Origin of the sequence: Variovorax sp. OV329, from assembly GCF_900114785.1 — a bacterium.
Lineage (GTDB): Bacteria > Pseudomonadota > Gammaproteobacteria > Burkholderiales > Burkholderiaceae_C > Variovorax.
The window spans coordinates 118885-141744 of sequence record NZ_FOUG01000011.1; the positions used below are offsets into that span (position 1 = coordinate 118885).

23 protein-coding genes and 3 pseudogenes are annotated in these 22860 nt (G+C 69.3%); 19 read left to right on the forward strand and 7 right to left on the reverse strand.

Features of this window, described 5'->3' with window-relative positions; genetic code table 11:
• Window position 1: 1 nt before the first annotated feature.
• From BM345_RS18805 to BM345_RS29760, 3 genes are read right to left on the reverse strand one after another with little or no spacing between them, the layout of a single operon-like run.
• Window positions 2–1585, reverse strand: a complete 1584-nt coding sequence (locus tag BM345_RS18805; protein WP_254789814.1) for a class I adenylate-forming enzyme family protein — start codon at window positions 1583–1585, stop codon at window positions 2–4.
• Entirely contained in the window at window positions 1570–2253 is a 684-nt protein-coding gene (locus BM345_RS30190) for a hypothetical protein (RefSeq protein ID WP_175545062.1), read from the reverse strand. Before BM345_RS30190 ends, BM345_RS18805 begins: the two co-directional genes overlap by 16 nt.
• A 29-nt stretch (window positions 2254–2282) precedes the next feature.
• Window positions 2283–2549 carry a hypothetical protein gene (locus tag BM345_RS29760; RefSeq protein WP_139237560.1) on the reverse strand — a complete coding sequence of 89 codons (267 nt, stop codon included), beginning with the start codon at window positions 2547–2549 and terminating at the stop codon, window positions 2283–2285.
• Between the two features lie 250 nt (window positions 2550–2799).
• On the opposite strand from BM345_RS29760, the gene BM345_RS30415 reads away from it, so the two are divergent.
• From BM345_RS30415 to BM345_RS18835, 5 genes and pseudogenes are all read left to right on the forward strand, one after another.
• Window positions 2800–3309 (forward strand): hypothetical protein, encoded by a 510-nt coding sequence (locus BM345_RS30415; protein ID WP_217654006.1) that lies wholly within the window; start codon window positions 2800–2802, stop codon window positions 3307–3309.
• 23 nt (window positions 3310–3332) lie between these two features.
• Window positions 3333–4520 (forward strand): helix-turn-helix domain-containing protein, encoded by a 1188-nt coding sequence (locus BM345_RS18820; protein ID WP_175545063.1) that lies wholly within the window; start codon window positions 3333–3335, stop codon window positions 4518–4520.
• Window positions 4521–4535: 15 nt separating this feature from the next.
• Window positions 4536–5000 (forward strand): DUF6790 family protein, encoded by a 465-nt coding sequence (locus BM345_RS18825; RefSeq protein ID WP_093381955.1) that lies wholly within the window; start codon window positions 4536–4538, stop codon window positions 4998–5000.
• 159 nt (window positions 5001–5159) lie between these two features.
• A complete protein-coding gene (locus BM345_RS18830; protein ID WP_139237561.1) occupies window positions 5160–6209 on the forward strand; it encodes an alpha/beta hydrolase in 1050 nt (349 codons plus the stop codon).
• A 64-nt stretch (window positions 6210–6273) separates the two neighbouring features.
• Window positions 6274–6789 (forward strand): annotated as a pseudogene (locus tag BM345_RS18835) (VOC family protein); the annotation flags it as partial.
• Between the two features lie 290 nt (window positions 6790–7079).
• On the opposite strand, the gene BM345_RS18840 reads toward BM345_RS18835, so the two are convergent.
• Window positions 7080–7385: a hypothetical protein gene (locus BM345_RS18840; RefSeq protein WP_093381957.1), complete on the reverse strand. Its 306-nt coding sequence runs from the start codon at window positions 7383–7385 to the stop codon at window positions 7080–7082.
• Here BM345_RS18840 and BM345_RS30865 point away from each other — a divergent pair.
• Window positions 7384–7719 (forward strand): annotated as a pseudogene (locus tag BM345_RS30865) (AraC family transcriptional regulator); the annotation flags it as partial. The gene BM345_RS18840 and the pseudogene BM345_RS30865 sit on opposite strands and share 2 nt — an antisense overlap.
• 174 nt (window positions 7720–7893) lie before the next feature.
• On the opposite strand, the gene BM345_RS30580 reads toward BM345_RS30865, so the two are convergent.
• Together BM345_RS30580 and BM345_RS30585 are read right to left on the reverse strand one after the other, a co-directional pair.
• Window positions 7894–8457: a hypothetical protein gene (locus BM345_RS30580; protein WP_254789807.1), complete on the reverse strand. Its 564-nt coding sequence runs from the start codon at window positions 8455–8457 to the stop codon at window positions 7894–7896.
• A 39-nt stretch (window positions 8458–8496) separates the two neighbouring features.
• Entirely contained in the window at window positions 8497–8961 is a 465-nt protein-coding gene (locus BM345_RS30585; protein WP_254789808.1) for a hypothetical protein, read from the reverse strand.
• A gap of 415 nt (window positions 8962–9376) precedes the next feature.
• Here BM345_RS30585 and BM345_RS18850 point away from each other — a divergent pair, with 415 nt between their 5' ends.
• From BM345_RS18850 to BM345_RS18865, 5 genes and pseudogenes are all read left to right on the forward strand, one after another.
• Window positions 9377–9877, forward strand: coding sequence for a cupin domain-containing protein (locus BM345_RS18850; protein WP_093381965.1), 501 nt, complete (start codon window positions 9377–9379; stop codon window positions 9875–9877).
• Window positions 9878–9974: 97 nt separating this feature from the next.
• Window positions 9975–10025 (forward strand): annotated as a pseudogene (locus tag BM345_RS30870) (hypothetical protein); the annotation flags it as partial.
• 108 nt (window positions 10026–10133) lie between these two features.
• Window positions 10134–10292 (forward strand): hypothetical protein, encoded by a 159-nt coding sequence (locus tag BM345_RS30590; protein WP_254789816.1) that lies wholly within the window; start codon window positions 10134–10136, stop codon window positions 10290–10292.
• 279 nt (window positions 10293–10571) lie between these two features.
• Window positions 10572–11567 (forward strand): porin, encoded by a 996-nt coding sequence (locus BM345_RS18860; protein ID WP_175545064.1) that lies wholly within the window; start codon window positions 10572–10574, stop codon window positions 11565–11567.
• 23 nt (window positions 11568–11590) lie between these two features.
• Window positions 11591–12559 carry a Bug family tripartite tricarboxylate transporter substrate binding protein gene (locus BM345_RS18865; protein ID WP_093381969.1) on the forward strand — a complete coding sequence of 323 codons (969 nt, stop codon included), beginning with the start codon at window positions 11591–11593 and terminating at the stop codon, window positions 12557–12559.
• Window positions 12560–12649: 90 nt separating this feature from the next.
• On the opposite strand, the gene BM345_RS18870 is transcribed toward BM345_RS18865, so the two are convergent.
• Window positions 12650–14374, reverse strand: coding sequence for an SMP-30/gluconolactonase/LRE family protein (locus BM345_RS18870; RefSeq protein ID WP_254789809.1), 1725 nt, complete (start codon window positions 14372–14374; stop codon window positions 12650–12652).
• A 182-nt stretch (window positions 14375–14556) separates the two neighbouring features.
• Here BM345_RS18870 and BM345_RS18875 point away from each other — a divergent pair, with 182 nt between their 5' ends.
• Genes BM345_RS18875 through BM345_RS18910 form a run of 8 tightly spaced genes read left to right on the forward strand, consistent with a single transcriptional unit; the run spans window position 14557 to window position 22857 of the window.
• Window positions 14557–15840: an ABC transporter substrate-binding protein gene (locus BM345_RS18875; RefSeq protein WP_175545065.1), complete on the forward strand. Its 1284-nt coding sequence runs from the start codon at window positions 14557–14559 to the stop codon at window positions 15838–15840.
• Entirely contained in the window at window positions 15837–16781 is a 945-nt protein-coding gene (locus BM345_RS18880; protein ID WP_093381979.1) for a carbohydrate ABC transporter permease, read from the forward strand. Before BM345_RS18875 ends, BM345_RS18880 begins: the two co-directional genes overlap by 4 nt.
• Window positions 16782–16786: 5 nt before the next feature.
• A complete protein-coding gene (locus BM345_RS18885; protein ID WP_093381981.1) occupies window positions 16787–17626 on the forward strand; it encodes a carbohydrate ABC transporter permease in 840 nt (279 codons plus the stop codon).
• Complete coding sequence (locus tag BM345_RS18890) at window positions 17623–18432, forward strand: SDR family NAD(P)-dependent oxidoreductase (RefSeq protein WP_093381985.1); 810 nt, start codon at window positions 17623–17625, stop codon at window positions 18430–18432. The genes BM345_RS18885 and BM345_RS18890 overlap by 4 nt, the downstream gene beginning before the upstream one ends.
• A gap of 23 nt (window positions 18433–18455) precedes the next feature.
• Window positions 18456–19424, forward strand: coding sequence for a dihydrodipicolinate synthase family protein (locus BM345_RS18895; protein ID WP_093381988.1), 969 nt, complete (start codon window positions 18456–18458; stop codon window positions 19422–19424).
• The gene (locus tag BM345_RS18900; protein ID WP_093381992.1) at window positions 19411–20484 is read left to right on the forward strand and encodes an ABC transporter ATP-binding protein; all 1074 of its coding nucleotides are present in this window, start codon (window positions 19411–19413) and stop codon (window positions 20482–20484) included. The genes BM345_RS18895 and BM345_RS18900 overlap by 14 nt, the downstream gene beginning before the upstream one ends.
• A 13-nt stretch (window positions 20485–20497) precedes the next feature.
• Window positions 20498–21682 carry a mandelate racemase/muconate lactonizing enzyme family protein gene (locus tag BM345_RS18905; protein WP_093381995.1) on the forward strand — a complete coding sequence of 395 codons (1185 nt, stop codon included), beginning with the start codon at window positions 20498–20500 and terminating at the stop codon, window positions 21680–21682.
• On the forward strand, window positions 21679–22857 hold the full coding sequence (locus BM345_RS18910; RefSeq protein ID WP_093381998.1) for a mandelate racemase/muconate lactonizing enzyme family protein: 1179 nt from the start codon (window positions 21679–21681) through the stop codon (window positions 22855–22857). The genes BM345_RS18905 and BM345_RS18910 overlap by 4 nt, the downstream gene beginning before the upstream one ends.
• Window positions 22858–22860: the final 3 nt, after the last annotated feature.

A 22860-nucleotide genomic window follows, 5' to 3' on the forward strand; every position in this document is an offset into this window, starting at 1 on the left:
CTCACGCAGGGACCGGGCCCTCGGCCGCCAGGGCACGTATGGCCTCCCGGTCCGGCTTGCCTTGAGGCGTGAGCGGGACATGGTCCGGCGTGAGCCACACCACCGAGTCCGCCACGCCAGGCCCGTGCCGGGCTGCCACCGCACGACGGCATCGGGTCAGATCGAGCGGCACCCCATGGTGCGGGAGCACGAGTGCGATCCAACGCCCGATGTGTGCTTCGCGCACCACGCACGCATAGCGCACGTCGGGCAGGCCGCACAGCGCGTCCTCGATTGATGTCGGGCTGACCATTCGGCCGTCCACGAATGCGATGTCCACGGCGCGTCCTAAGATCTGGAGCGTGCCGTCGATGTCCAGGCGCGCGAGGTCGCCGGACCGGTACCAGCCGTCCCGGAACGCCTGTGCCTCCAGGTCGGGACGGTTCCGATAGCCTTGCGCCATGGCCGGGGAGCGGACCTCGATGCATCCTGCTTCGCCTGCCGACGCCAGCGTTCCGTCTTCGCGCCGCAGCCTCACTTCGACGCCTGGCAGCACATGGCCGGCACTGTGGAAGTCATCGGCCGATGCATCGCCGGGCCCGCCGGCCAGGGCGCTGACCAGGCCTTCCTCGCTGGCGCCGTAGACATGGACGACGCGCGGCCCGAAGCGTTCGCGCGCGCGCCTGCGCAGCGAAGGCGGCGCCGAAGCGCCGATGTGCGTGAGCGTCCTGAGCGATGACAGGTCGGTGCCGGCAAGGCACGGGTGATCCATAAGGTCGAAGAGCTGCGGCTCGACGAGGAACAAGTCGGTGATCCGCTCGCGCTCGATGGCGGACGCGGTTTTCGCCGCGTCATAGCGGTCCTGGAACACGACGGTGCCGCCGCCGAGCAGCGTCACGTCGACGAGGACCTGGGACAGGTAGGCCAGGGGTCCGTTGACGAGCTGTCGCCTGTCGCGGGGGCTGGCAACCGCCACCATTCGCGCATAGGCCTCGAAGGTCCTCCAGCTGCCCTTGGGAACTCCGGTGCTTCCGCCCGACGAGATGATGACCGCCAGATCCTTCGGCCTGCCGCGCGATGCCATGGGGGCAGGCGACACATCCGACGCTGCCGCCTTCAGGTCGAACCCGTTCGGCGGCGCCGTTCCGATGCCGGCAACGGGCAAGGTGCATCCGCAAGGCACCAGGGCCGCGCTCTCCGGAAAAACGACCAGCAGCCGAGGATGGATTGCGGCAATCAGCTCCGCGCGCGCCTGCGAAGTGGAGGGCACGGACAGAAAGCAGGCGCCGGCGCCGACCAGATTGGCGGCATAGCGGATCGCCAGCGACTCCATGCCATTGACGGCGAAGATCGCAACGACGTCGCCCCTTCCGATGTCGCGGGACTCCAGGACACGTGCGTAGCGGTGGATTGCCTCGAGAAGCTGCCTTCCGCGCGTCGGCTCGGCGCCGCGCTGCAGGATCACGCGCTCGGGTGCCGCGGCAAGGACCTGCACCAGGCGGTCCACGTAGGTGCCGGTGACCCCATGTCCTTGCGCCGGACGCGAATCACCAGGCGTCGCCACGGCGGCGGGGCGCCCGGCGCTGCAGTTCAGTACCCCCACCACGGCCGGCAATGCAGGTGGCCGTAGGGTCCGCGCCAGCAGCGTCCGCCGGCGTACGGCGGCGGGGGCGGCGGCGGATAGATGCCGACCTGAACGCCCGGCCCCCAGCCCCAGCCGCGGCGCCATCCGGGCCCGTACCACCAGTCGATGAAGATGCTGATCTGCTCGCCGGCCGCGGGCATGGTGCCGCTGAGCAGCTTGATGTCGTAGACCAGCTCGTCGGCCTCGCGGCGCGGATTGAGCAGCTCGACCACCACTAGGTCGGTCTTGCCGTCGATCACGGTGGAGATCGTCGCGTTGGGCGGGTCCTTCTGGAAGTCGTCCTTGCCCTGATTCCAGAACTCGATGAACTTGGGCGTGAGCACGTCGCCGGTCATGCGCTCGGGCCGGTCGCTGAACATGAGGGTCTGCGGCGAGACGCCGCGGATCTTGAGCGTCTTTCCGTCCGAGGTGAATGACTGGCCCGTCTGCACGAAAAGCCAGTTCGCCGGCGGCATCGGCACGACGTTGGATTCGACGTTGGCCGGCGCGGCAGCGGCGGACGGTGCCTGCGCCTGGGCCTGCGCCGCGACCGGGCCTGCCGCCAGGGCGAGGACCATCGTCAAGCCCAGAAGAAGTCGGCGCGCCGGCTGCGCTGGCCGCCCGGATTGATATTTGAGGGTGTGTTTCATGCGGAGCTCCTGGTACGGCAGCGCCGCGTTCAGTAGCGGATGCCGCGATGGAACTCGTCGGCAATGCTCAGTTCGGTGCGTGCCTCCTGCAGCAGCTGCTCCGCGCGGCCCGCGTGGCCGCCGAAGGTGGGGCCGTTGACCTGCTGCGCATTGCGGATGTGCCGCAGCGCCGCCACGATCGCCTCGTCGGCGGCTTCGAAGTTGGGGTGCGACAGCGCATAGGCCGTGGTGCAGGCGCTCAGCACGGCGGCCAGGCAGGCGGTGGCGATCACGAGTTTGCGGGCTTGGACTTTCATGGTGATTTCCTTGGATTGCGGTTGATGGAAGTTGGTGGGGTCATCGTGCCGAGCCGCCGCCATGGGCAGTTGCGGCTGCGTCCCGTGTGGTGCGGCGCTGTCCCAGGCGCTGGCATTCGGAACCGCGCAGCCGGAAGACAGCGGGACAAGCAGCAAAGAACTGGGACGCGCGCTGAAACGCAGGCGCAAGTCCGGCGGCACCATCTCGTCCATCCAATCAAAAGGCCCTCGCGCAATCCAGGTGAACCACATGCACAGCAAGACCAAGGCGGCTGCGGCCGCTCTTCCTCTCGTTCTTCTTCTCGGCGCCGGGGCGGCGCTCCTGTCCGGCTGCACCACCACCGGCATGGGCGGCGGCGACCTGGTTCGCAGCGGCAAGACCAGCGTTCCGGTGCTCTTCTCGTGGACGAGCAAGGACGGCTCCATCGACGGCAGCATGACCGCGACGCTGCCCACCGCCACCTACCAGGGCCGTTTCTTCCAGATCACGCAGACGCAGAGCACCACCTCGCTGGCGCCGATGTGGGACGGCTGGGCGCCGGGCTGGACCGACTGGCCCTACTGGGGCCCGCCCGGCGGCTTCGACGCGATGTCGTTCAGCACGCTGTACAGCGGCAAGGTGGTGGCCAACCTGCGCAGCCCCGGCGGCGACAGCATGCGCTGCCGCTTCCACATGATCCGTCCGGAAAGCGGCATGCAGGGCGGCGGCGCCGGCGAATGCCAGCTGGCCAGCGGCGGCACCATCCAGGCCACCTTCTGATCGCAGACAGGAGCATTGGCGCCATGTCCAGTACCGCCTTGGTCCACTCGCCATCCACGTCGGAAGCATCGCAGCTCTGCAGCAGCTGCGGCGTGCTGCGCAGCTGCGCGCAGGCGCGTTCGGCCGAAGGACGCGCCCGCGCCTGCGGCACCAGCGCGGCCGCCCGGCCGGCGCCGCGCTCCGGCCTGCCGCGGCTGCGTGCGCACTCGGGTGAGGTGCCAGCACACGCGCGCTTCGAGCGCCTGCGCGAGGCCATGGGCCACACCTACACGCTGGACCTGCCCGAGCGCCTGCAGCCGCAGGATTGCCGCTTCGACATCTCCGCCTGGCGCTTCGGTCCGCTGCTGCTGGCCGGTGGCGACAATGCCGCGCGGGTGCAGTCCCGCACCCCGCAGAACATCCGCAACGACCAGGTCGACCACTATCGCCTGATGCTGCTGCTCGAGGGCAGCATGCGCGTGGACTCGGACGGCCAGGTGCACATCGTCCGGCCGGGCGAGATGTTCGTCTCCGACCTGGCGCGGCCCGAGAACTTCGAGGCCGAGGCCGGTGCGAACCGCGTGATCTACATCCCGCGCGAGATGCTCGACGAAGCGCTGCCGCGCCCCTTCGATCTGCATGGCGCGCGTCCCGGGGGCGTCACGGCCCAGCTGCTGGCCGCCCAGTTGCGCCTGCTGGACGCCGAGCGCCTGGACATGCTTGCGCCGGACGACGTACCGGCGCTCGCACGCGCCACGGTGCAGCTGCTGGCGGCCAGCCTGGTGCCGTCGCGCGACACCGCGGACCACGCGCTGCCCAGCACGCAGACCATGGTGCTGCGGCAGATGAGCCGTTACGTCGACCTGCACCTGGGCGAGCCCCAACTGGGGGCGGAAGACCTGTGCAGCTTCTTCGGTCTCTCGCGCTCGGCGCTCTACCGCATGTTCGAACCGCTGGGTGGCGTGTCGCGGTACATCCGCGAGCGTCGCCTTGCGCGGGTGCATGAACTGCTCGCGCGCAGCGCCGGCCGCGTTCACCTGGGCAGCACCGCGCAGGCGCACGGCTTTCGCAGCGCCACGCATTTCAGCCGTGCCTTTCGCGAGCAGTACGGCTACAGCCCCGGCGAGGTTCGCCTGCGCGGCCTGACCATGGCGCCCGACGTGGCAGTCGCACTGCGCAGTGCCGGCCGTGGCAGGCCGCTCGACCAGTGGATGCGCTCGCTGCGCGATTGAACTCCCTGCACCGACATGTACTACGCCGTCGTGACCCTGCTGACGATTGTCCTGCCCGCGGTGTCGGTCGCGGCTGAGAGGCTGCACGGCGGCGCCGCTTTCACGCCGCTGCTGGTGGCCAAGTGGTATGTGTTCTGGGCCGTGGGCTGCCGGCTCTTCATGGCGGGCATGCGGCAGGTGCTGCAGCCGTCCTACACGGCGCGCGTGATCCTGGGCCTGCGCAGCGATGAGTCGCTGCTGTTGGTGCGCGAACTCGGCTTCGCCAACCTGGCGCTGGGCGTGCTCGGCATCGCCAGCCTGGCGATGCCCGATTGGCGTCTCTCAGCAGCCCTGGCCGGCGGCATCTTCTATGGCCTGGCCGGCGTGAACCATGTGCTGCAGCCGCACCGCAACCGCCTTGAGACGACTGCCATGGCCACCGACCTGCTGGCCGCACTCGTGCTCCTGGGGTGCTGCCTCCTCGCGTGGCTTGCCCGCTAGGGCGGCGCGCTTGAGCTGCGCGGGGCTTCAGCGCGACATAAGCAGCGCCCATCAAACTGCGCGGCACCCTCATTGCCTCACTTTCCCGTCGACACGCGGTGCCAACGAGTGGGACGCCGCCGAAACCGGCCGCGCATCGCAACCGCAAGAATTCAAACCATGACAGCAATCTCCAAGCATCCTTCGCGATCGGCCGGCGGTGGCATCGGCAACGCCGGCGCGATCGATGTGCGCGACATCGGCAGCTTCCACATCGGCGGCCGCGTTTCCACGCTGCGCGGCATGCCGGGGCGCCGGCGCGTGAGCACACCCAACGGCGCCGTGCATCCCGTCGACCCGAACGGCGAGATCGTCTCGGGCCAGATGTACGTGCAGTACGTGCGCCTGGCGCGCCCGCGCAGCAGGCACCCGATGCTGCTGTGGCACGGCGGCGGCATGTGCGGCACCAACTGGGAAACCACGCCCGACGGCCGTCCAGGCTGGCAGATGTACTTCCTTCGCGCGGGCTTCGACGTGCTCGTGTCCGATGCGGTGGAGCGCGGCCGTTCCGGCTGGGCGCCCTGGCCCGAGATCTACGAAGGCGCACCGTACTTCCGCACAGCGAAGGAGGCCTGGGAGGAAACCTTCCGCTTCGGGCCGGCGGGCTCCTGGCATCCGGAGCCGGCGCGCAGGCGCATGCATCCGGGCCTGCGCTTTCCGGCTGAGCACATGGAAGCCTTCATGAGCCAGTTCGTCCCCCGCTGGTCCTGCAACGACGAGCGCACGCAGGCGGCCTACGACCTGCTGGTGGCCACCCAGGACCACCGCGCCATCCTCCTTACGCACAGCCAGGGCGGCCAGTTCGGCCTGCGGGCGGCGCTGCACGCGCCGGCGCGCGTGGCGGCGGTGGTGTCCCTGGAGCCCTCGGGCGCGCCGGACCCGCTCGCGGGCGATGCGCGCATGCTGCGCGGCGTGCCGCACCTCTTCGTGTGGGGCGACCACCTCGCGCAGCACCGCTTCTGGGCCGAATCTATGCCGCGGGTGCGCCGCTGGCACGAGGCCCTTCTGGACGCCGGCGTCGACAGCACCTGGCTGGACCTGCCCTCGAGGGGCATCCATGGCAACAGCCATGCGCTGATGGCCGACGACAACAGCGACGCCATCGCCGAGACGGTGCTGCGCTGGCTCGACCGGCGTAGCTTGCGCGCGCCCGAAGCGGCGTCCCGATAGCCGAGTCGATCAATCAAGCAAGCAAGCAAGGAGAAACACGATGCTCTGAAAGAAGCTCCATCACGCGGCCTTCCGGTGCCAGGATGCGGTGGCAACGACACAGTTCTACTGCGGCGTGCTGGGCCTGAAGTTCTCGCATGCGATCACGCAGGACGTGGTGCCGTCCACCGGGCAGTACAACCCGCACATCCACATCTTCTTCGAGACGCAGGACGGCAGCAGCATCGCCTTCTTCGAGTGCCCCGACGCCCCCGGCGAGGTCAAGGACATGGCCTCGCCCGCATGGATCCACCACTTCGCCTTCCAGGTCGAGAGCGCGGATGTGCTGCACCAGGCGAAGGCCGAACTGCAGGCGCAAGGCCTGCAGGTGCTGGGCCCGGTGGACCACGATGGCTTCGTCCTGTCCATCTACTTCAGCGATCCCTCGGGGCATCGGCTGGAGCTGACCACACCGCTGTGCGACGGCACGCAACTCTCGCGCTACGAGTCGCAGGCACCGCAGGTGCTCGAGCGCTGGGCGCGTGCGCGGTCGGTGGCGGCCAATGCCCCCGCGCGGCACGCACCCGAAGGCGCGTCCTGAGCCTTCCGAAAGCTGCTGCTCACGCCGGCGGCACGGGCTTGCCCTCCTGGCGGGGATTGCCAAATCGCGCCCGTGGTGTTGTGATCGCGCCTGCCGGCCCGGGCAGGGCCGCCACATGGAGGTGCTCATCCGGATGCCGACGGTGCCGATGCTCTCCGCGGATTCGCGCGAAGTTCCCGTGCGCTCCCGCCTGGACTGGTGGCGAAGCGCCGTCGGCGAGGTGTTCAACGTCACGCCGGACGCGCTGGCCTCGTCGGCCGGTGCGTCGGTGTCCGACTATCCGCACCGGCTCAGCGGCGCCTGGTGGCGCTACGACAAGGTGTTCCTTGGCACGGTGGGCTTTCGATGCCAACCGCGCCATGCGGCTCGAACGCCACGTGCGGGCCGATCAGCTGGACCACTACCGCCTCATCCTGAAGCAGGAAGGCGTCCTGCACTGCGACACGCATGGGGAGCGCCAGGTGGTGCGTCCGGGCAAGATGCTGCACGACCTGGCGCGCCCGGCGGAGTTCGACTTCGAGGTCGGCTCCAACATAGTGCTCGTGGTGCCGCGCGAGATGCTCGACGAGGCCTTGACCTTCCCATTGGACCTGCATGGCGTGCGCCTGCAGGACACATCGGCCAACCTGCTGTCGACGCTCCTGCGCCACTTGTGCCCGCTACGTCGATCTGCACCTGACCGAGCCGGAACTGTCCGCCGATTCGATCGCGGGCTTCTTCTCAGTGTCGCGCTCGCGCCTGTACCGCATCTTCGAGCCGCTCGGCGGCGTGGCCAACTTCATCAAGAGCGCCGGCTGGCCAGGGCTGCACGGCCTGCTCGCGCAGCCTTCGCAGCGGCTGCCCATCGGTCGCCTGGCCGAGGACCATGGCTTCAAGTCGGCCGCGCATTTCAGCCGCGCCTTTCGCGACCAGTACGGCTACAGCCCCAACCACCTGCGGCACGGCAGCGCGCAGGCCATGGTGCCGCTGGCGGCCCCCGCTGCGGTGGACCGGGGCCCAGCTTCTATTCCTGCATCCGCGCGCTGCGCGACTAGGCGGATGCGCGCGCCGCCGGGCCAGGCCATCGGCCGGGCCTCACGTCTGCCCGGCAGGACCATCGCGGCTTCAGTCCGCGCCATGATGGCCACGCCCCGGGTGGCGCTCGACGTACCAGCGGCAGAAGCACTCCGCGCAGCTGAGCATGCCCAGGGTGACGAGCGAGCTGGTGAGCGGATCGCTGTCGGGCAAGGACTGGCCCAGCAGCTCGCCGGCGATCATCACGGCGAAGGCGCATGCCCAGGCCGCCGACAGCACGTTGTTCAGGGCGATGAACCCGGCATCGGCGCGTCCTGGCTGGGACAGCAGCTCGCGCACGGCGGGAAGGGTGGCGGGCCGGCCCGCCAGCATCGCGCCGAAGATCGCGAGCAAGATGCCGGCCTCGACGCGCACCTGCACGCCGGTCGCCGACCACAACGGCTCGCCGAAGCCGTCGTACAGGGCCAGCACCGAGAAGAGAAGGAACACGCTGAGGTCGAAGACGGCCGGTTCGCGCCGGGCGTCCCGGTTCCAGTTGCGCAGCAGCAGCGCGAACGACACCACCAGGCCGGCCACCATGGCGGCATCGGCGCCGACGGCCCAGTTGGCGGCGGTGAACGCCAGGAACGCAGAGAAGGTCAGCAGAGTGCCCATGTGCGGTGCTTGCGCGTCGACGACCGGCTGCTGCGCGGCTCAGCCGGCACTGGCCATGTCCGTGCCCTGCGGCCAGAGGAAGAGGTTGTGCGAGGTGCCCGTGCGGGGCACGTCGATGTCGCGGGTGAGGGTGCGGCCGTCCAGCGTGGCCTGGACCTTGTAGCGGCCGGGCGCCAGGCGCGCCAGCATCATCGGGCCGTCGGTCACGACCTGGTCGAGCAGCGCGCGGCCCTGGGCGTCGAACAACGAGACGACCACGCCGGCGACGAAGTCCGACTTCTGCCCGGCGCGCGCCGCGAACTCGAAGCTGGCCGGCCATTGCGTCTGCACGCTGCGCAGGAAGGTCGATTCGTCCTTGCCCACGCCACCGCTCACGTAGATCACGCCGTTGACGTCGTGGACGGGAAGGCTGCCGCCGGCGCACGCGGCGCCGGTGCCCAGCAGCGCGGCGCCAACCAGGGCCAGCGCAGCAAGTGGAATTCGAAAGGGTCGGATGGCGTTCATGACCGGTCGTCCTGAAGTGTGGAAACGGAGGGATTCGAAGGCGCCAGGCCATTGCCTGACTGCTGCACGAAGGTTAGGCGTGGCTCCCTGCGGGTGTTTCTCCCGCGTCTCGCTTCTTGCATACGCGTTCGGTGCAGGCTGTGCGCTTGAAAACGGAGCGGGACGCAGCGTCAACGGCTGGGTTGCCGGCGCAATTGCGGTGGAATCGATTGCGCCAAGAATGGTCACGCGGACGGGCCCCGGATCTCCCGCGCACCCGGATGACCGGTGCAGCGCCAGTGCCGGGGACATCCCGGCATGAAGTGGGACGCCGCAGGAACCTGCGCCGCGGCGCCGCCCCTACGATCGATTCCATGTTCTTGCCTGCGTTCGACTGCCCGCGCCATCCACCCGCCTTGCTTGCTGGAGGTGGCCCATGCGCGACCTGCTGAGCAGTGCGCGCGCCTCGCGCGACGAGCCGCTGTTCCGCGTGCCTGCCTTCGGCCTCACTGCGCGCGTTCGCGTCGGCCTTCTGGGCCCTGACCTCGGCCTGCCCACGGTCGTGGAAACCTCCCATGCCGAGGGCGGCGGGCCGCCGCTGTACCGGCGCGCTGCGGCCGAGGTGTTCGAGATCATCACGGGCCGTTACCTGTTCGAGGTGGAGGGCAAGCGCTTCATCGCCCGGCGCGGCGACCTGGTGAGCGTGCCCGGCGGCGCGGCGCGCGCCTTCGTGAACGTCACCGGAACGCCCGCGCGCCAGCAGGTCTTCATCCAGCCGGCCTTCGATGCGAATGCGTTCTTCGACGAGCTGTGCGTCGCATGCCGCGCGGGTGCGCCGGCAGCGGAACTGGAGGATTTCGGCCGCCGCTGGGGCATCGTGTACCTGGGGCCGCCGCTGCGGCCGCGTGACTCGGAAGTGCCCGGCGGACTGGACTAGCAGTCGCGCACACGCCGGAAGCCGCGCAGAATCCGCGGCGACATCGTCCGCAGGCGTCTCGCCATCAAGCTGCGCCACCTGAACTACTTTCGTCAAGATCGTCGACGCCGGCAGCTTCTCCCGCGCGGCGACCACGGTCTCCGTGGCGCAGCCGGCGCTGAGCCAGCAGATCGCCGAGCTGGAGAGCGGGCTGGGGTCACCCTGCTGCATCTCAGTGCGCGCGGCGTGCGGCCCACGCAGGCCGACGAGCTTCGGCATGGCATCCACGCTCGCCTCATTCCTGGCCGGCGACTTCATCGCCTATTGCAAGTCCCAGCTGCCGCAGGTGGCCCTGAACTTCGTGACCGAGGACAGCGCCACGCTCAAGGCGAGGCTGCTCGCGCATGCGCGGGATCTGGTGGGCATGCGGCCATAGGGTTCCGGGCGCCGAACCCAACGCCGTGCTGCAGGGCGCCATGCGCCGACGAGCAAGCACGTCGCGTGTTTGTCGGTTTGCGCGGGCGGGCTGACGCCGATCTGTTGGTGCATTTGTCAAGTTTCTTTGAATGAAACTGCCATAATCCAACACTCGGTGTAAGTACCAATGAATGGTACAGACGGACTCAATAGAGTTCGCGCTGTTCCATCCAATGAGACCTACATGAGACACCAGCTCTTTCCCCGCGTCCGCAAGAATCCTTTTGCCCTCTCTGCCATGACCGCGCTGACAGCCAGCCTCGCTGGGCTGGCCCTTCCCGCCTCCGCCCAGTCCTCGGTGACCATCTATGGCCTCATCGACGTGGCCGTGGGCCAGTACGACGGCCCCTCGCGCGGCACGATCATGAACACCGGCGCGACCAGCCGGCTGGGTTTCCGGGGCGCCGAGGACCTGGGCGGCGGGTTAAAGGCCATCTTCCAGCTGGAGCACCAGTTCAACCCGGACGACGGCACCCAGTACAACCCCTCGGCCTTCTTCAGCGGACGTTCCACGGTGGGCCTGGAAGGCTTCTTCGGCCGCGTGACGCTGGGTCGCGAAGTCAATGCCAGCCACTACGTGGAAGCCGGTGCCGACCCCTTCGGCCAGGACGGCCTGCCCGCCGGCTACGGCGCGCGCGGCGGCATCTCGCAGGCCAACGGCGGCCCCGGCCAGATCGACACGGTGCGCACCAACAACTCCATCAACTGGGCCTACACGCTGGGGTCCTTCACATTCCGGGCCCAGGGCGCGATGCGCGAGGGTGCCGACCCGACGGGCAACAAGCCCTACTCGGCCTCGGTCATCTACGCCAGCGGCCCGCTGCAGCTGGGCATCTCGACGCTCAACCCGTCCAAGGTCAACGACAACTGGAGCTACGTCTCGGGCCAGTACGACTTCAACGTGGCGCGCTTGTTCGCCGGCTTCGGCGAAGGCCGCAACACCTTCGACCAGAAGATGCGCAACGGCATGGTCGGCGTGCTGGTGCCTGTGGGCCCGTGGCAGCTCAAGGCGAGCTACTCGCACACCGAGGCCGATGGCAACTCGATCCAGGACCGCGTCGCCATGGGCGCCTTCTACTTCCTGTCCAAGCGCACCGTCGTCTATGGCGAAGCCACCAACGACAAGCGGGCAGGGGACTACGCCTATGGCATCCGCGGCTGGCAGCCCTCCACCGGCTCGATCATCAAGATCAACGGCACCGGCTACGACGTCGGCCTGCGACACTATTTCTGAACGGACCAGCAAAGGGCCTGACCATGCGCCATCGCCTGCATCGAAGGGATTTCAACCGACTGGCCGCCGGCCTGGTGGCGCTGCCGCTGGCCGCGCGCGCCCAGGGCGAGTGGCCGACGCGGCCGGTGACGGTGGTGGTGCCGTTCGCCCCGGGCGGCGCGGGCAACGGCTCGGTGCGCATCGTGGGCGAGGCCATCGCCGCGCGCCTGGGCCAGCCGCTGGTGGTGGACAACCGCCCCGGGGGCGGCGGCGTCACCGGCACGCAGATGGTGTGCGCCAGCGCCGACGACCACCTGCTGCTCATGGGCAGCACCACCATGACCATCCTGCCGGCCCTGCGCAAGGACCTGAACTACGACGTGCAGCGCGACCTGCAGCCCATCGGCATGCTGTCCTCGCAGCCTCTGGCCATCGTGACGGCGGCCGACGGGTCCCTGAAGTCGCTGGACCAGCTGGTGCGCCAGGCCAGGACGGCTGAGCTGTCGGTGGGCAACAGCGGCGTGGGAACGCTCTCGCACCTGGCCACCGCCCTGATGAACCGGCGACTGGGCCTGCCCCTGCTGCCCGTTCCCTACAAGGGAGACAGCGTGCTGCTGCCCGACGTGGTGGCGGGCACGGTGCAGCTGGGCATGGTCAACCTGCCGGTGGCCATGCAGCTGATCCGCGGCGGGCGGCTGCGGGCCCTGGCGGTCACCTCCGCCCAGCCGGATCCGGCGCTGCCCGAGGTGCCGCTGCTGCGCAGCCTGGGCAATGACTTCGTCATCACCGGCTGGGCCGCGCTCTTTGCGGCGCGCAAGGTGCCGCCGGCGGGCGTGGAGCGTTTCTCGGCGCTGCTGCGCGAGGTGCTCGCCGAGGGCACGGTGCGCGAGAAATTCAGCGGCTTCGGCGTGGCGCCCGAGGCCAGCACCACGGCGCAGCTGCGCGAGTTCGTGCAGCGCGAGACCGCCCGCTGGGGCGAAGTGGTGCGCGCCAGCGACATCCGGCTCGAATAGCCGGCGCGCCAACGCAATTCCTCCAAGGTTCGCCCCGGGCGGCCTTTTCATGCGCCCGCCGCGTCTCGCGGCGCGGCGCATTTTTTATGCTCAGCCGGCGAAGGCGGTCTCGGGCAGTCCGCGCACGCCGGGCACCCGCACGGCGAAAAGGGCGCCGGACAGGGGGGCGGCCTTCAGCGCCTGCTCGTTCAGGCGCACCGAGGCGCTGGTGATGTACAGGGTGTCCAGGTCGGGGCCGCCGAAGCAGCAGCTGGTGGGGCGGGGCACCGGCACGCGGATGCGCAGCAGCTCCTTGCCCTCGGGCGAATAGCGCGAGACGCGCCAGGCGTCCCATACCGCCACCCAGACGCAGCCTTCCTCGTCCACCGTGAGGCCGTCGGGCGTGCCGTCGTTGGTCTCGAAGGTCACGAAGGGGCGGCGGTTGCTCACCGTGCCGGCGCGCAGGTCGAAGTCGTAGACGTAGATGATGCGGCGCGCCGAGTCGGCAAAGTACATGAGCCGGTTGTCCGGACTCCAGCCCAGGCCGTTGGCCACGGTGAAGCCGCTGTCCATCTTCTTCCACGAGCCGTCGGACTCCACCCGGAACAGGTTGCCGCGGTTGGCCGCGGCGCCCATGTCCAGCGTGCCTACCCACAGGCGCCCCATGCGGTCGCACTTGCCGTCGTTGTAGCGGTTGCCCGGGCGCTCCGACTCGGGGTGGCACAGCAGCGAGAGGCGCTTGCTCTCGCTGTCGAAGGTCATCAGGCCGCCGGGGGTGGCGACCAGCAGGCCGCCGGTGCTCTTGGGCACGGCGCAGCTGACCATGGAGCCGAGCTTGTATTCGCTGTCCTGGGCGCTGCGCAGGTCGAAGCTGTGGATGGACGGGGTGAGGATGTCCACCCAGTACAGCACGCCGTCGCGCGGCGACCAGCAGGGCCCTTCGCCCAGCAGGGCGCGCGAGTCGGTGAGGCAGTCGACCTGCAGGCTTTCCGATTCGCGCGGCAGCTCGCGCGGGTTGATGGACATGGTCTCCCCGCCGGCGTTGTGCGAGATGCGCCGCGCGGTGCCGATGACCGGCGAGGACAGGCCGTGCACCCGCGCCTGGTTGGTGCGCTCCACGCGCGAGCTGATGATGATGGCGCCGATGGGCCGCGACTCGATGTCCAGGATGGGCGCGGCGATGGCGACCACGCCGTCCTCGTGCTCCAGGTATTCGATGGCGTAGCCGCGCGCGCGGGTCAGGTCCAGCTCGCTTTGCAGCGCGTTCAGGTCGGTGATGGTGGCCGGGGTGAAGGCCTCCAGCGGCCGGGTGGCGTCGAGCATGGCCAGGCGCCGCTGCGGATCCATGTAGGCGGCGATGGCTTTGCCGCCGGCCGTCGCGTGCACCGGCATCCGAAACCCCACCTTGGAAGCCAGGCGCATGGGCAGGTCGCGTCCGGCCTCTTCGCTGGCCACCAGCACCACGTGGTCGCCGTCCAGGCCCACCAGCAGCACCGACTCGCCGGTCTCGTCTCGCAGCGCAATCATTTCGTCCTTGGCCGCCAGGCGCAAGTCGAAGTCGCTCCAGACCTCGTGCGCCAGTTGCAGCAGCCGGAAGCCCAGGCGAAATGTCTTGGTGTAGTTGTCGCGACGCAGCAGCCCCTCGCGGGTGAGGGTGCCCAGCATGCGGTGCAGCGTGGCCTTGGGCAGGCCGGCGCTGCGCAGCAGTTCGGTGAAGGTCATCGGCACCGGCGCGGCCGAGACGATGTTGAGCAGGCCCATGGCCTTTTCAAGCACGCCGACACCGCCGGCGGCCGAGGCTTCCGCCTCCTGGTTTTTGTTGTCTTGAGCTTCCATGGGCGACTGAGTGCGCGCGCCAATGCACGCCAAAAGCCAGTCTACAGGCGATTGGTTTCATTTTTCGCGCTCGCCGAATCACTCCGGCTAGGGAAACTACCATTGGATGGAACAATTCCGAACCATAAAGTCCGCCTCGTCATATAGTTCCGATGATTGGAACACAAAGGAGACCTCGAAGCATGATCAACCGTCGCCACTTCACGCAATCCCTGGCCGCCGCCTCCATGCTCGGCAGCCTACCCGCCTGGGCCCAGAGCAAGACGCTCGCCTACATCGGCTGGTCGCAGGACGAAGCCGCCAGCAAGCCGACCCTCACGGCCATGTTCGAGTCCTTCCGCAAGGCCAACCCGGACGTGAAGCTGGACGTGGTCGGCTTCCCCTGGGGCCAGGTGCAGCAGAACACGCTTTTACGCCTGCGCTCAGGCCAGGCGGTGGACGTGGTGCAGCTCAACGAGCGCTGGCTGCCGCAGTTCGCCTCGGGCGGCCGGCTGGTTGACCTGGACCAGGTCTACGGCAAGGGCACCTTGGCCAAGCGCATCGACCCGGGCGTGCTGCGCCTGGGGCAGTACCGCGGCAAGCAGCTGGGCATGCCCTGGACGGCGGCCTCCATCGGCATGGTGGCCAACGCCAAGGTGCTGAAGGACGTTGGCGTGGCCACGCTGCCCGCCACCGTCGACGCCTTCCTGGAAACGCTCAAGGCGGTGAAGAAGGCCAACCCGGCGAGCGTCCCCTACGCCATGGCCACCAAGAACAACAACACCATGAGCCCCGACTTCCAGGCCTGGCTCTGGACCTTCGGCGGGCGCCTGTTCGACGCGCAGGGCAAGGTGGCGGTGAACAGCGCCGCCGGCGTGCGCGCACTGGGCTTCATGACCGACCTGGTCAAGGACGGCCTGGCCGCCAAGGACATCGACCGTCCCGATGCGCGCCGCATGTTCGTGCAAGGCGCCACCGCCTTCTACCAGGACGCGCCGCTGGCCCGCGCCTTCGCGCGCAACAACTCGGGCAAGGGCGCCGAGTTCGACGTCAACGTGCTGGCCATGGCCACGCCGGTGCTGCGCAAGGGCGACGCGCCGCAGTCCATCGCCTGGGGCCACATCCTCGCCAACTTCGGCGCCGGAAAGACCTCGATGGACCCGAAGGCGCCGGCCTACCGCCTGATGGACCACCTCGCGCTGGACGACGCGAACCAGCTCAAGCTCTTCAACGAGCTGGGCCTGTTCCCGGTCACCAACAGCGCGCTGGCCCAGCTCGCGCAGGACCCGTACGTCAGCACCTGGTCGCACGCCGCACGCTCGGCCCAGCTGGACGAGACGGCAATGTGGCCCAACTCCGCCGACCTCACCACCATCGTGGGCGAGGAAGTGCAGGGCGCGCTGCTGGGCCAGAAGAGCGCCCAGGCGGCCATCGAGAACATGGCCAGGCGCCTCGAGGCCAAGCTCGCCGAGGCACCCAAGGCGTGAACACCACCACCTCCGTGCCGGCCGTGCCGCCGGCCATCGAGCCGGCGCCGCGCCGGCGCGCCGGGCGCCTCAAGCGCCACGAGCGGCGCGCCGGCCTGCTGCTGGTGGCGCCCACGCTGATCGCCTTCATCGCAGTCATCCTCTTTCCCTTCCTGGAATCGCTGCGGCTCTCGCTCTACAAGTTCACCATCGACATGGACAAGCCCGCCTTCGTCGGGCTGGAGAACTTCAGGCGGCTGCTGGCCGACGGCGACACCGGCGTCGTGTGGATCAACACCGCCATCTTCGTGGTGGCCACGACGGCTCTGACCTTCGTGCTGGGGCTGGCCTGGGCGCTGATGCTCAACCAGCGCTTCAAGGGCCGCGGCTTCGTGCGCGCGGCCTCGCTGTTGCCCTGGGTACTGCCCACCACGGTCACGGCCTTCCTGGCGGCCTGGATCTTCAACGGCCAGTACGGCGTGCTCAACGCGATCCTGCTGCAGCTGGGCCTGATCCGCGAGCCCATCACCTGGCTGGCCGAGAGCGGCGGCGCGATGGCGGCGGTGATCGTCACCAAGGCCTGGCTGTCGGTGCCGCTTTTCATGGCCTTCTTCCTGGCGGGCCTGCAGGGCGTGTCGCAGGACCAGGTCGACGCCGCCCGCGTGGACGGCTGCGAGAACACCGGCGTGCTGCGCTACGTGGTGCTGCCGCACCTGGCGCCCACCATGATCATCGTCACCATCCTGGGCGCCATGGGCAACCTGCAGGCCTTCGACGTGATCTACGCGCTCACGCAGGGCGGGCCGATCAAGTCGACCACCATGCTCTCGGTGGAGGTCTACAAACAGGCCTTCCAGAACTGGGACATGGGCACCGCCTGCGCCGTCGGCGTGCTGTGGTTCATCACCATCGCCATTCCCACCGTGTTCTACCTGCGCATCCTCTTCAAGCGCGAGGCCTGATTTCCATGCTCCAACTCCTGACATGGCGAGCGCGCCTCGTCTTCTGGTCCGGCTTCGCGGTGATCGCGGGTTTCCTGTTCCTGCCGCTGGCGTGGATGGGCCTGACGGCCATTAAGCCCGAAGGCGAGGTCTTCGTGCGCATTCCCACGCTGTGGCCGCATGCGTCCACGCTGGCGAACTTCAGCAGCCTGTGGAGCCGCGGCGAACTCATCGAGCAGTTGAAGAACAGCCTGATCACCGCCGGCGGCGGCGCCATCCTGACGGTGGTGCTGGCCACTTATGCGGCCTACAGTTTCGCCAAGTTCCGCTACCGCGGACGCAAGCCGCTGATGTTCCTGATGCTCTCGGCGCAGATGTTCCCCTTCGCGATGATGCTGATCAGCCTCTACCCGATCCTGCAGTGGGCGGGCGTGCTGAACACGCGACTGGGCCTGGTGGTTGCCTACATCATCCTGGCGCTGCCCAGCGGCACCTACATGCTCTACAGCTACTTCGTGAACATCCCCACGGAAATCATCGAGGCGGCGCGCGCCGACGGCGCGGGCGAGCTGTACATCCTGCACCGCATCGTGCTGCCTCTGGCCATGCCGGCGCTGGTGACGGTGGGCCTGTACTCCTTCATGTGGGCCTGGAACGACCTGCTGTTCTCGCTCACCCTCATCACCGACCCGCAGCTGCGCACCGTGGGCCCCGGCCTGCTGCTGAGCTACGTGGGCGAGAGCAAGAGCGACTGGGGCGGCGCGATGGCGGCCTCCATCGTGAGCTCGCTGCCGGTGGTGGTCGGCTTCGCCTTCCTGCAGCGCTTCTTCATCCAGGGCCTGACGGCCGGGGCGGTGAAGTCATGACCCGTCTCAAGGACAAGGTGGCCATCGTCACCGGCGCCGGCCGCGGCATCGGCGAGGCGATCGCCCTGGCATTCGCCGCGCAGGGCTGCCGCGTGGTGGCGCTGGAGCGCGACGCCGAGCTGGCCTTCGAGCTGGGCCGGCGCCTGCCCGAGCAGGTGGTGGAGACGGTCGACGTGAGCGACCGCGCCGCCATCATCGCCACGGTGGAGCGCGCCGCCGCGCGCTTCGGGCGCATCGACATCCTGGTGAACAACGCGGTGGCCTACACCGAGCGCCCGGTGCACGACTGCAACGACGCGCAGTGGGACGGCACCATCGACATGGCGCTCTCTTCGGTGTTCCGCGCCTGCCGCGCGGTGCTGCCGCACATGATGCAGGCCGGCCGCGGCAGCATCGTCAACCTGGCCTCGGTCAACCAGATCGTGGCCAACCCCAACCTCGCGGCCTACACCGCGGCCAAGGGCGGGGTGCGCGCGCTCACCAAGCAGATCGCGGTGGAGTACGGCCCGCACGGCATTCGCTGCAACGCGATCTCGCCGGGTTTGATCATGACCCCGAACACGCGGGCCGGCCGCTCGGCCGCCGACCTGCGCCTGGACACCGAGGCCTACCCGGTGGGCCGCGTGGGCGAGCCGCAGGACGTGGCCCATGCCGCAGTCTACCTGGCCAGCGACGAATCGGCCTTCGTGAGCGGCATCGACCTGCCGGTGGACGGCGGCCTGACCTCGCTGGCGCCCTCGGCACTCATCTCTCCCAAGATCCGCGCGTGGTGGGGCCGCAAGCCCGTCGCGCTCTCCAACGACTGAACCGACGAACGAACGACTGACGCATGACCCAAGCTTTCTCTTCCTCCTCCATCACGGGCGTGTTTCCCGTGCTGCCCACGCCCTTCGACGCCGACGGCCAGGTCGACCTGGCCTCGCTGCGCCGGCTGGCGCGCTACCTCGTCGCCTGCCGCGTGGACGGCATGACCTACCCGGGCGTTGCCAGCGAGTTCGCCAAGCTGAGCGAGCAGGAGCGCATCACCGCCAGCCGCGCGCTGCTCGACGAAGTGGCCGGCGCGGTGCCGGTGGTGATCGGCATCTCCGCCGGCGACAGCGCCGCCGTGCTGCGCCTGGCCCAGAACGCGGCGCAGGCCGGCGCCGCCGCGCTGATGGTGGCCGCGCCGCCGGACATCGACAGCGTGGCCGGCCAGATCAAGCGCCTGGGCCTGATCGCGCAGGCCGTGCCCGGTGTGCCGCTGATGCTGCAGAACGTGCCGGCGCCGGTCGGTGCCGGTCTGGAGCCCGAGGCCATCGTCGAGATCCTCAAGGCCGTGCCGGCCGTGCGCTACGTGAAGGAAGAAACCCTGCCCAGCGGCCAGCGCCTGAGCGCCATCCGCGCGCAGGCGCCCGCCACGCTGATCGGCGTGCTGGGCGGGGCAGGGGGCCGCTACATCACCGACGAGCTGCGCCGCGGCGCCTGCGGCACCATGCCCGCCATCGAGCTGGCCGAGGTGCACGTGGCGCTCTTCGCCGCGCACCGCGCGGGCGACGCCGATTCGGTGCGGCGCCTGTTCACGCGCATGCTGCCGGTGCTCAACATCCAGGCGGTGTTCCGCTGGTCGCTGACCAAGTACGTGCTGAAGAAGCGCGGCCTGATCGCGCACGAAGGCCAGCGCATGGCCGGCCCGCTGCTGGACGCGCGCGACCGCGAAGACGTGGACGCCTTCATGCAGGACATGAGCGACCTGCTGCTGCCCCAGCGCGTGATCGACGGCGTTCGCGAAGTCGAGGAGGCGGCCCATGGCGCAGCTTGAACTCCGTCAGGTCGACAAGCGCTTCGACGACGCGCACATCATCCGCGGCATCGACCTGAAGGTCGAGGACGGCGAGTTCTGCGTCTTCGTCGGCCCCTCGGGCTGCGGCAAGTCCACGCTGCTGCGCATGATCGCGGGGCTGGAGGAATGCAGCGACGGCAGCATCCTGATCGACCGCGACGACGTCACCGACCACCAGCCGGCCCGGCGCGGCATCGCGATGGTGTTCCAGTCGTACGCCCTGTACCCGCACATGACGGTTCAGCAGAACATGGGCTTTGGCCTGAAGATCGCCAAGACCGATCCGGCGCAGATCGAGCGCAAGGTCAAGGCCGCGGCGCGCACCCTGCAGATCGAGCACCTGCTGGGCCGCCGTCCGCGCGACCTCTCGGGCGGGCAGCGCCAGCGGGTGGCCATCGGCCGTGCCATCGTGCGCGAGCCGCGCCTCTTCCTCTTCGACGAGCCGCTGTCGAACCTGGACGCCGCCCTGCGCGTGGAGATGCGCGTGGAGCTGGCCAACATCAAGACGCAGCTGAACAAGACCGTCATCTACGTCACGCACGACCAGGTGGAGGCCATGACGCTGGCCGACAAGATCGTGGTGCTGCGCGACGGCCGCATCGAGCAGGTGGGCGCGCCGCTGGACCTGTACACGAAGCCCGCCAACGAGTTCGTGGCCGGCTTCATCGGCTCGCCCAAGATGAACCTGCTGCCGGCCCAGCCGCTGGCGCACGCGGGCGCGGGCCTGGAAGTAGCGCTGGCCGACGGCATGCGCGTCACGGCGCCCTGCGGCACGGCGGTGGAGGCGGGCACGGCGCTGAGCTTCGGCATCCGCCCCGAACACCTGGCGGTGGTGGCGCCGAACGAGGCCAGCCTGCGCGGCGAGGTGAGGGTGGTCGAGCGCCTGGGCGGCGAGACCTACTTCCACGTGAAGGCCGCCGGCCAGAACGTGATCGCCAAGGTGGGCGGTGACTCCAAGGTGGGCGCCGGTGCCCACGTCGGCCTGGCCTTCGACCCCGCGCAGGCCCATCTCTTCCAGGCCGGCGGCCGCCGGCTGTGACAGGAGAACACCCATGAGCGCGTTCCCGACGATCCGCAGCGTCGAGTCCTTCATCATCTCCATCCCGCGCGAGGTGCCCTACCTGGGGCCGCTCGGTCCGGGCGAGCGCATCAACGAGCGCGGCTACCTGGTGCGCCAGGGCAACCGCGCGATCTACCCGAGCACCGACATGTCGGTGCTCATCAAGGTCACGGCCGAGGACGGCACGGTGGGCTGGGGGGAGACCTACGGGATCATCGCGCCCGACGCAGTGACCAGCATCATCGACGACGTGCTCGGCCCGGTGGTGACGGGCCGCGATCCGCGCGATCCGGTGGTGATCCAGGAAGACCTGTACGACCTGATGCGCGTGCGCGGCTTCTTCGGCGGCTTCTACGTGGACGCCATCGCAGGCCTGGACATCGCGCTGTGGGACCTGTTCGGCAAGCTCGTGGGCCAGCCGGTGGTCAAGCTCCTGGGTGGCCAGCGGCGCGAGCGCATTCCCTGCTACGTGTCCGGCGTGCCTGGCGCGACCATGGAAGGGCGCGTGGAGACGGCGCGCCGCTTCGCGGCCCAGGGCTTCGATGCCTTCAAGTTCCATTCGGCCGTGTCCTTCGACGGCATCGTCGAGGAGATGCGTGCGCTGCGCGAGGGCCTCGGCCCCCAGGCCCGCATCGCCGTGGACCTGCACTGGAAGTTCAGCGCGCAGGAGGCGATCCAGCTGGCCGACCGGCTGATGCCCTTCAACCCCTGGTTCATCGAGGCCCCGTGCCAGCCCGAGGACATCGAGGGCCAGGCCCACGTGGGCGCCAGCATCCGCGTGCCGCTGGCCCTGGGCGAGGAATGGCGCACCGTGTACGAGTACCGGCCGCGCATGGAGCGGCGCTCCATGTCCATCGTGCAGCCGGAGATGGGCCACATCGGCCTGAGCCAGTTCATGCAGATCGGCCGCATGGCCAACGCCTTCCACATGCAGGTGATCCCGCATGCCAGCATCGGGCTGGGCGTCTTCCAGGCCGCCAGCCTGCATGCCGCCGCGGCGCTGCCCAACTGCGCGATGCACGAGTACCAGCACTCGATCTTCGACCGCAACCTGAAGTACGTGAAGACCACCATGCGCTGCGAGGCCGCGCACTTCGTGCTGCCCGAAGGGCCGGGGCTGGGCATCGAGCCGGCCCGGGACGTGTTCCAGTTCGTTCGCCGGAAGGTGCGCGCATGAACGCGGCCATGCAGGACGATCTGGCCCGCATCGTGGGCTTCCGGCACTGGCGTGTGGCCATGCCCTTCAGGCAGCCGTTGGCCTGGGGTTCGGGCAGCCGCCCGGCCGCCACGCGGCTGGTGGTGGAGATCACGCTGGCCGACGGCACCAAGGGCTACGGCGAGACCATCTGCCTGCTGGAATTCATCGAGCCGGTGCTGGTGAAGACGGTTCAGCCGATCGCGCTGTCGCACACCGCGCGCGACGTGGAAGCCTTCACCCGCCACGTGCTGGGCGCCGGCTACTACCACCACAAGCGCGCTGTCGTGATGGCGATGGCCGCCGTCGAGATGGCCATGTGGGACGCGCGCGGCCGCCAGCTGCGCGAGCCGCTTCATGCGCTGTGGGGTGGCGCGTTCCGCCGGCAGGTCGAGGTGTCGGCCTACCTCTTCGGCACCGACGCGAAGGCGCTCGCCGATTCGACCCGACGCTTCCTCGACGCCGGCTACCGCAGCTTCAAGGTCAAGATCGGCATGACGGAGGCCAGCGACCTCACGAACGTGGAGGCAGTGCGCACCGTGTGCGGCAGCCATGCGCTGCGTGCCGACGTGAACAGCGCCTGGACGCCCGGCACCGCACGCCGCATGCTGGAGAAACTACGCGGCTACGACCTGCAGTACGTCGAACAGCCGCTGGAGCTGGACGACCTGGAGGGCCATGCGCACCTGCGCCGCGCGCAGCCGGTGCCGGTGGCGCTGGACGAGTCGGCCTACACGCTGGCCGACGTGGGCAACATCGTGCGCGCCGGCGCCGCCGACGTGATCCTGCTGGACCCACACGAGATCGGCGGCCTGTGGCAGACGATCAAGGCCGCGGCCATCGCCGAGGCGGCGGGCATCCCCGTCACGCTGCACAGCGGCGGCGAGCTGGGCTTCTCGCAGTCCGCCTACGTGCACCTGGCGGCCAGCATTCCGAACATGTCGATCTCCATCGACTCCGAGCGCGCCTACCTGCTGGACGACATCGTGCTGCGCCCGCCCTGCATCGAGGAAGGCGCCTTCGCGCTGCCCACCGGCCCCGGCCTGGGCGTGGAGCCCGACTTCGAACGCATCGCCGCGCGCCAGACCACCGTGATCCAGGACCCGTACCTGGACCGCGCACGCCCGGGCTGGTTCTCCACCAAGCCCGCCTATTGAAGA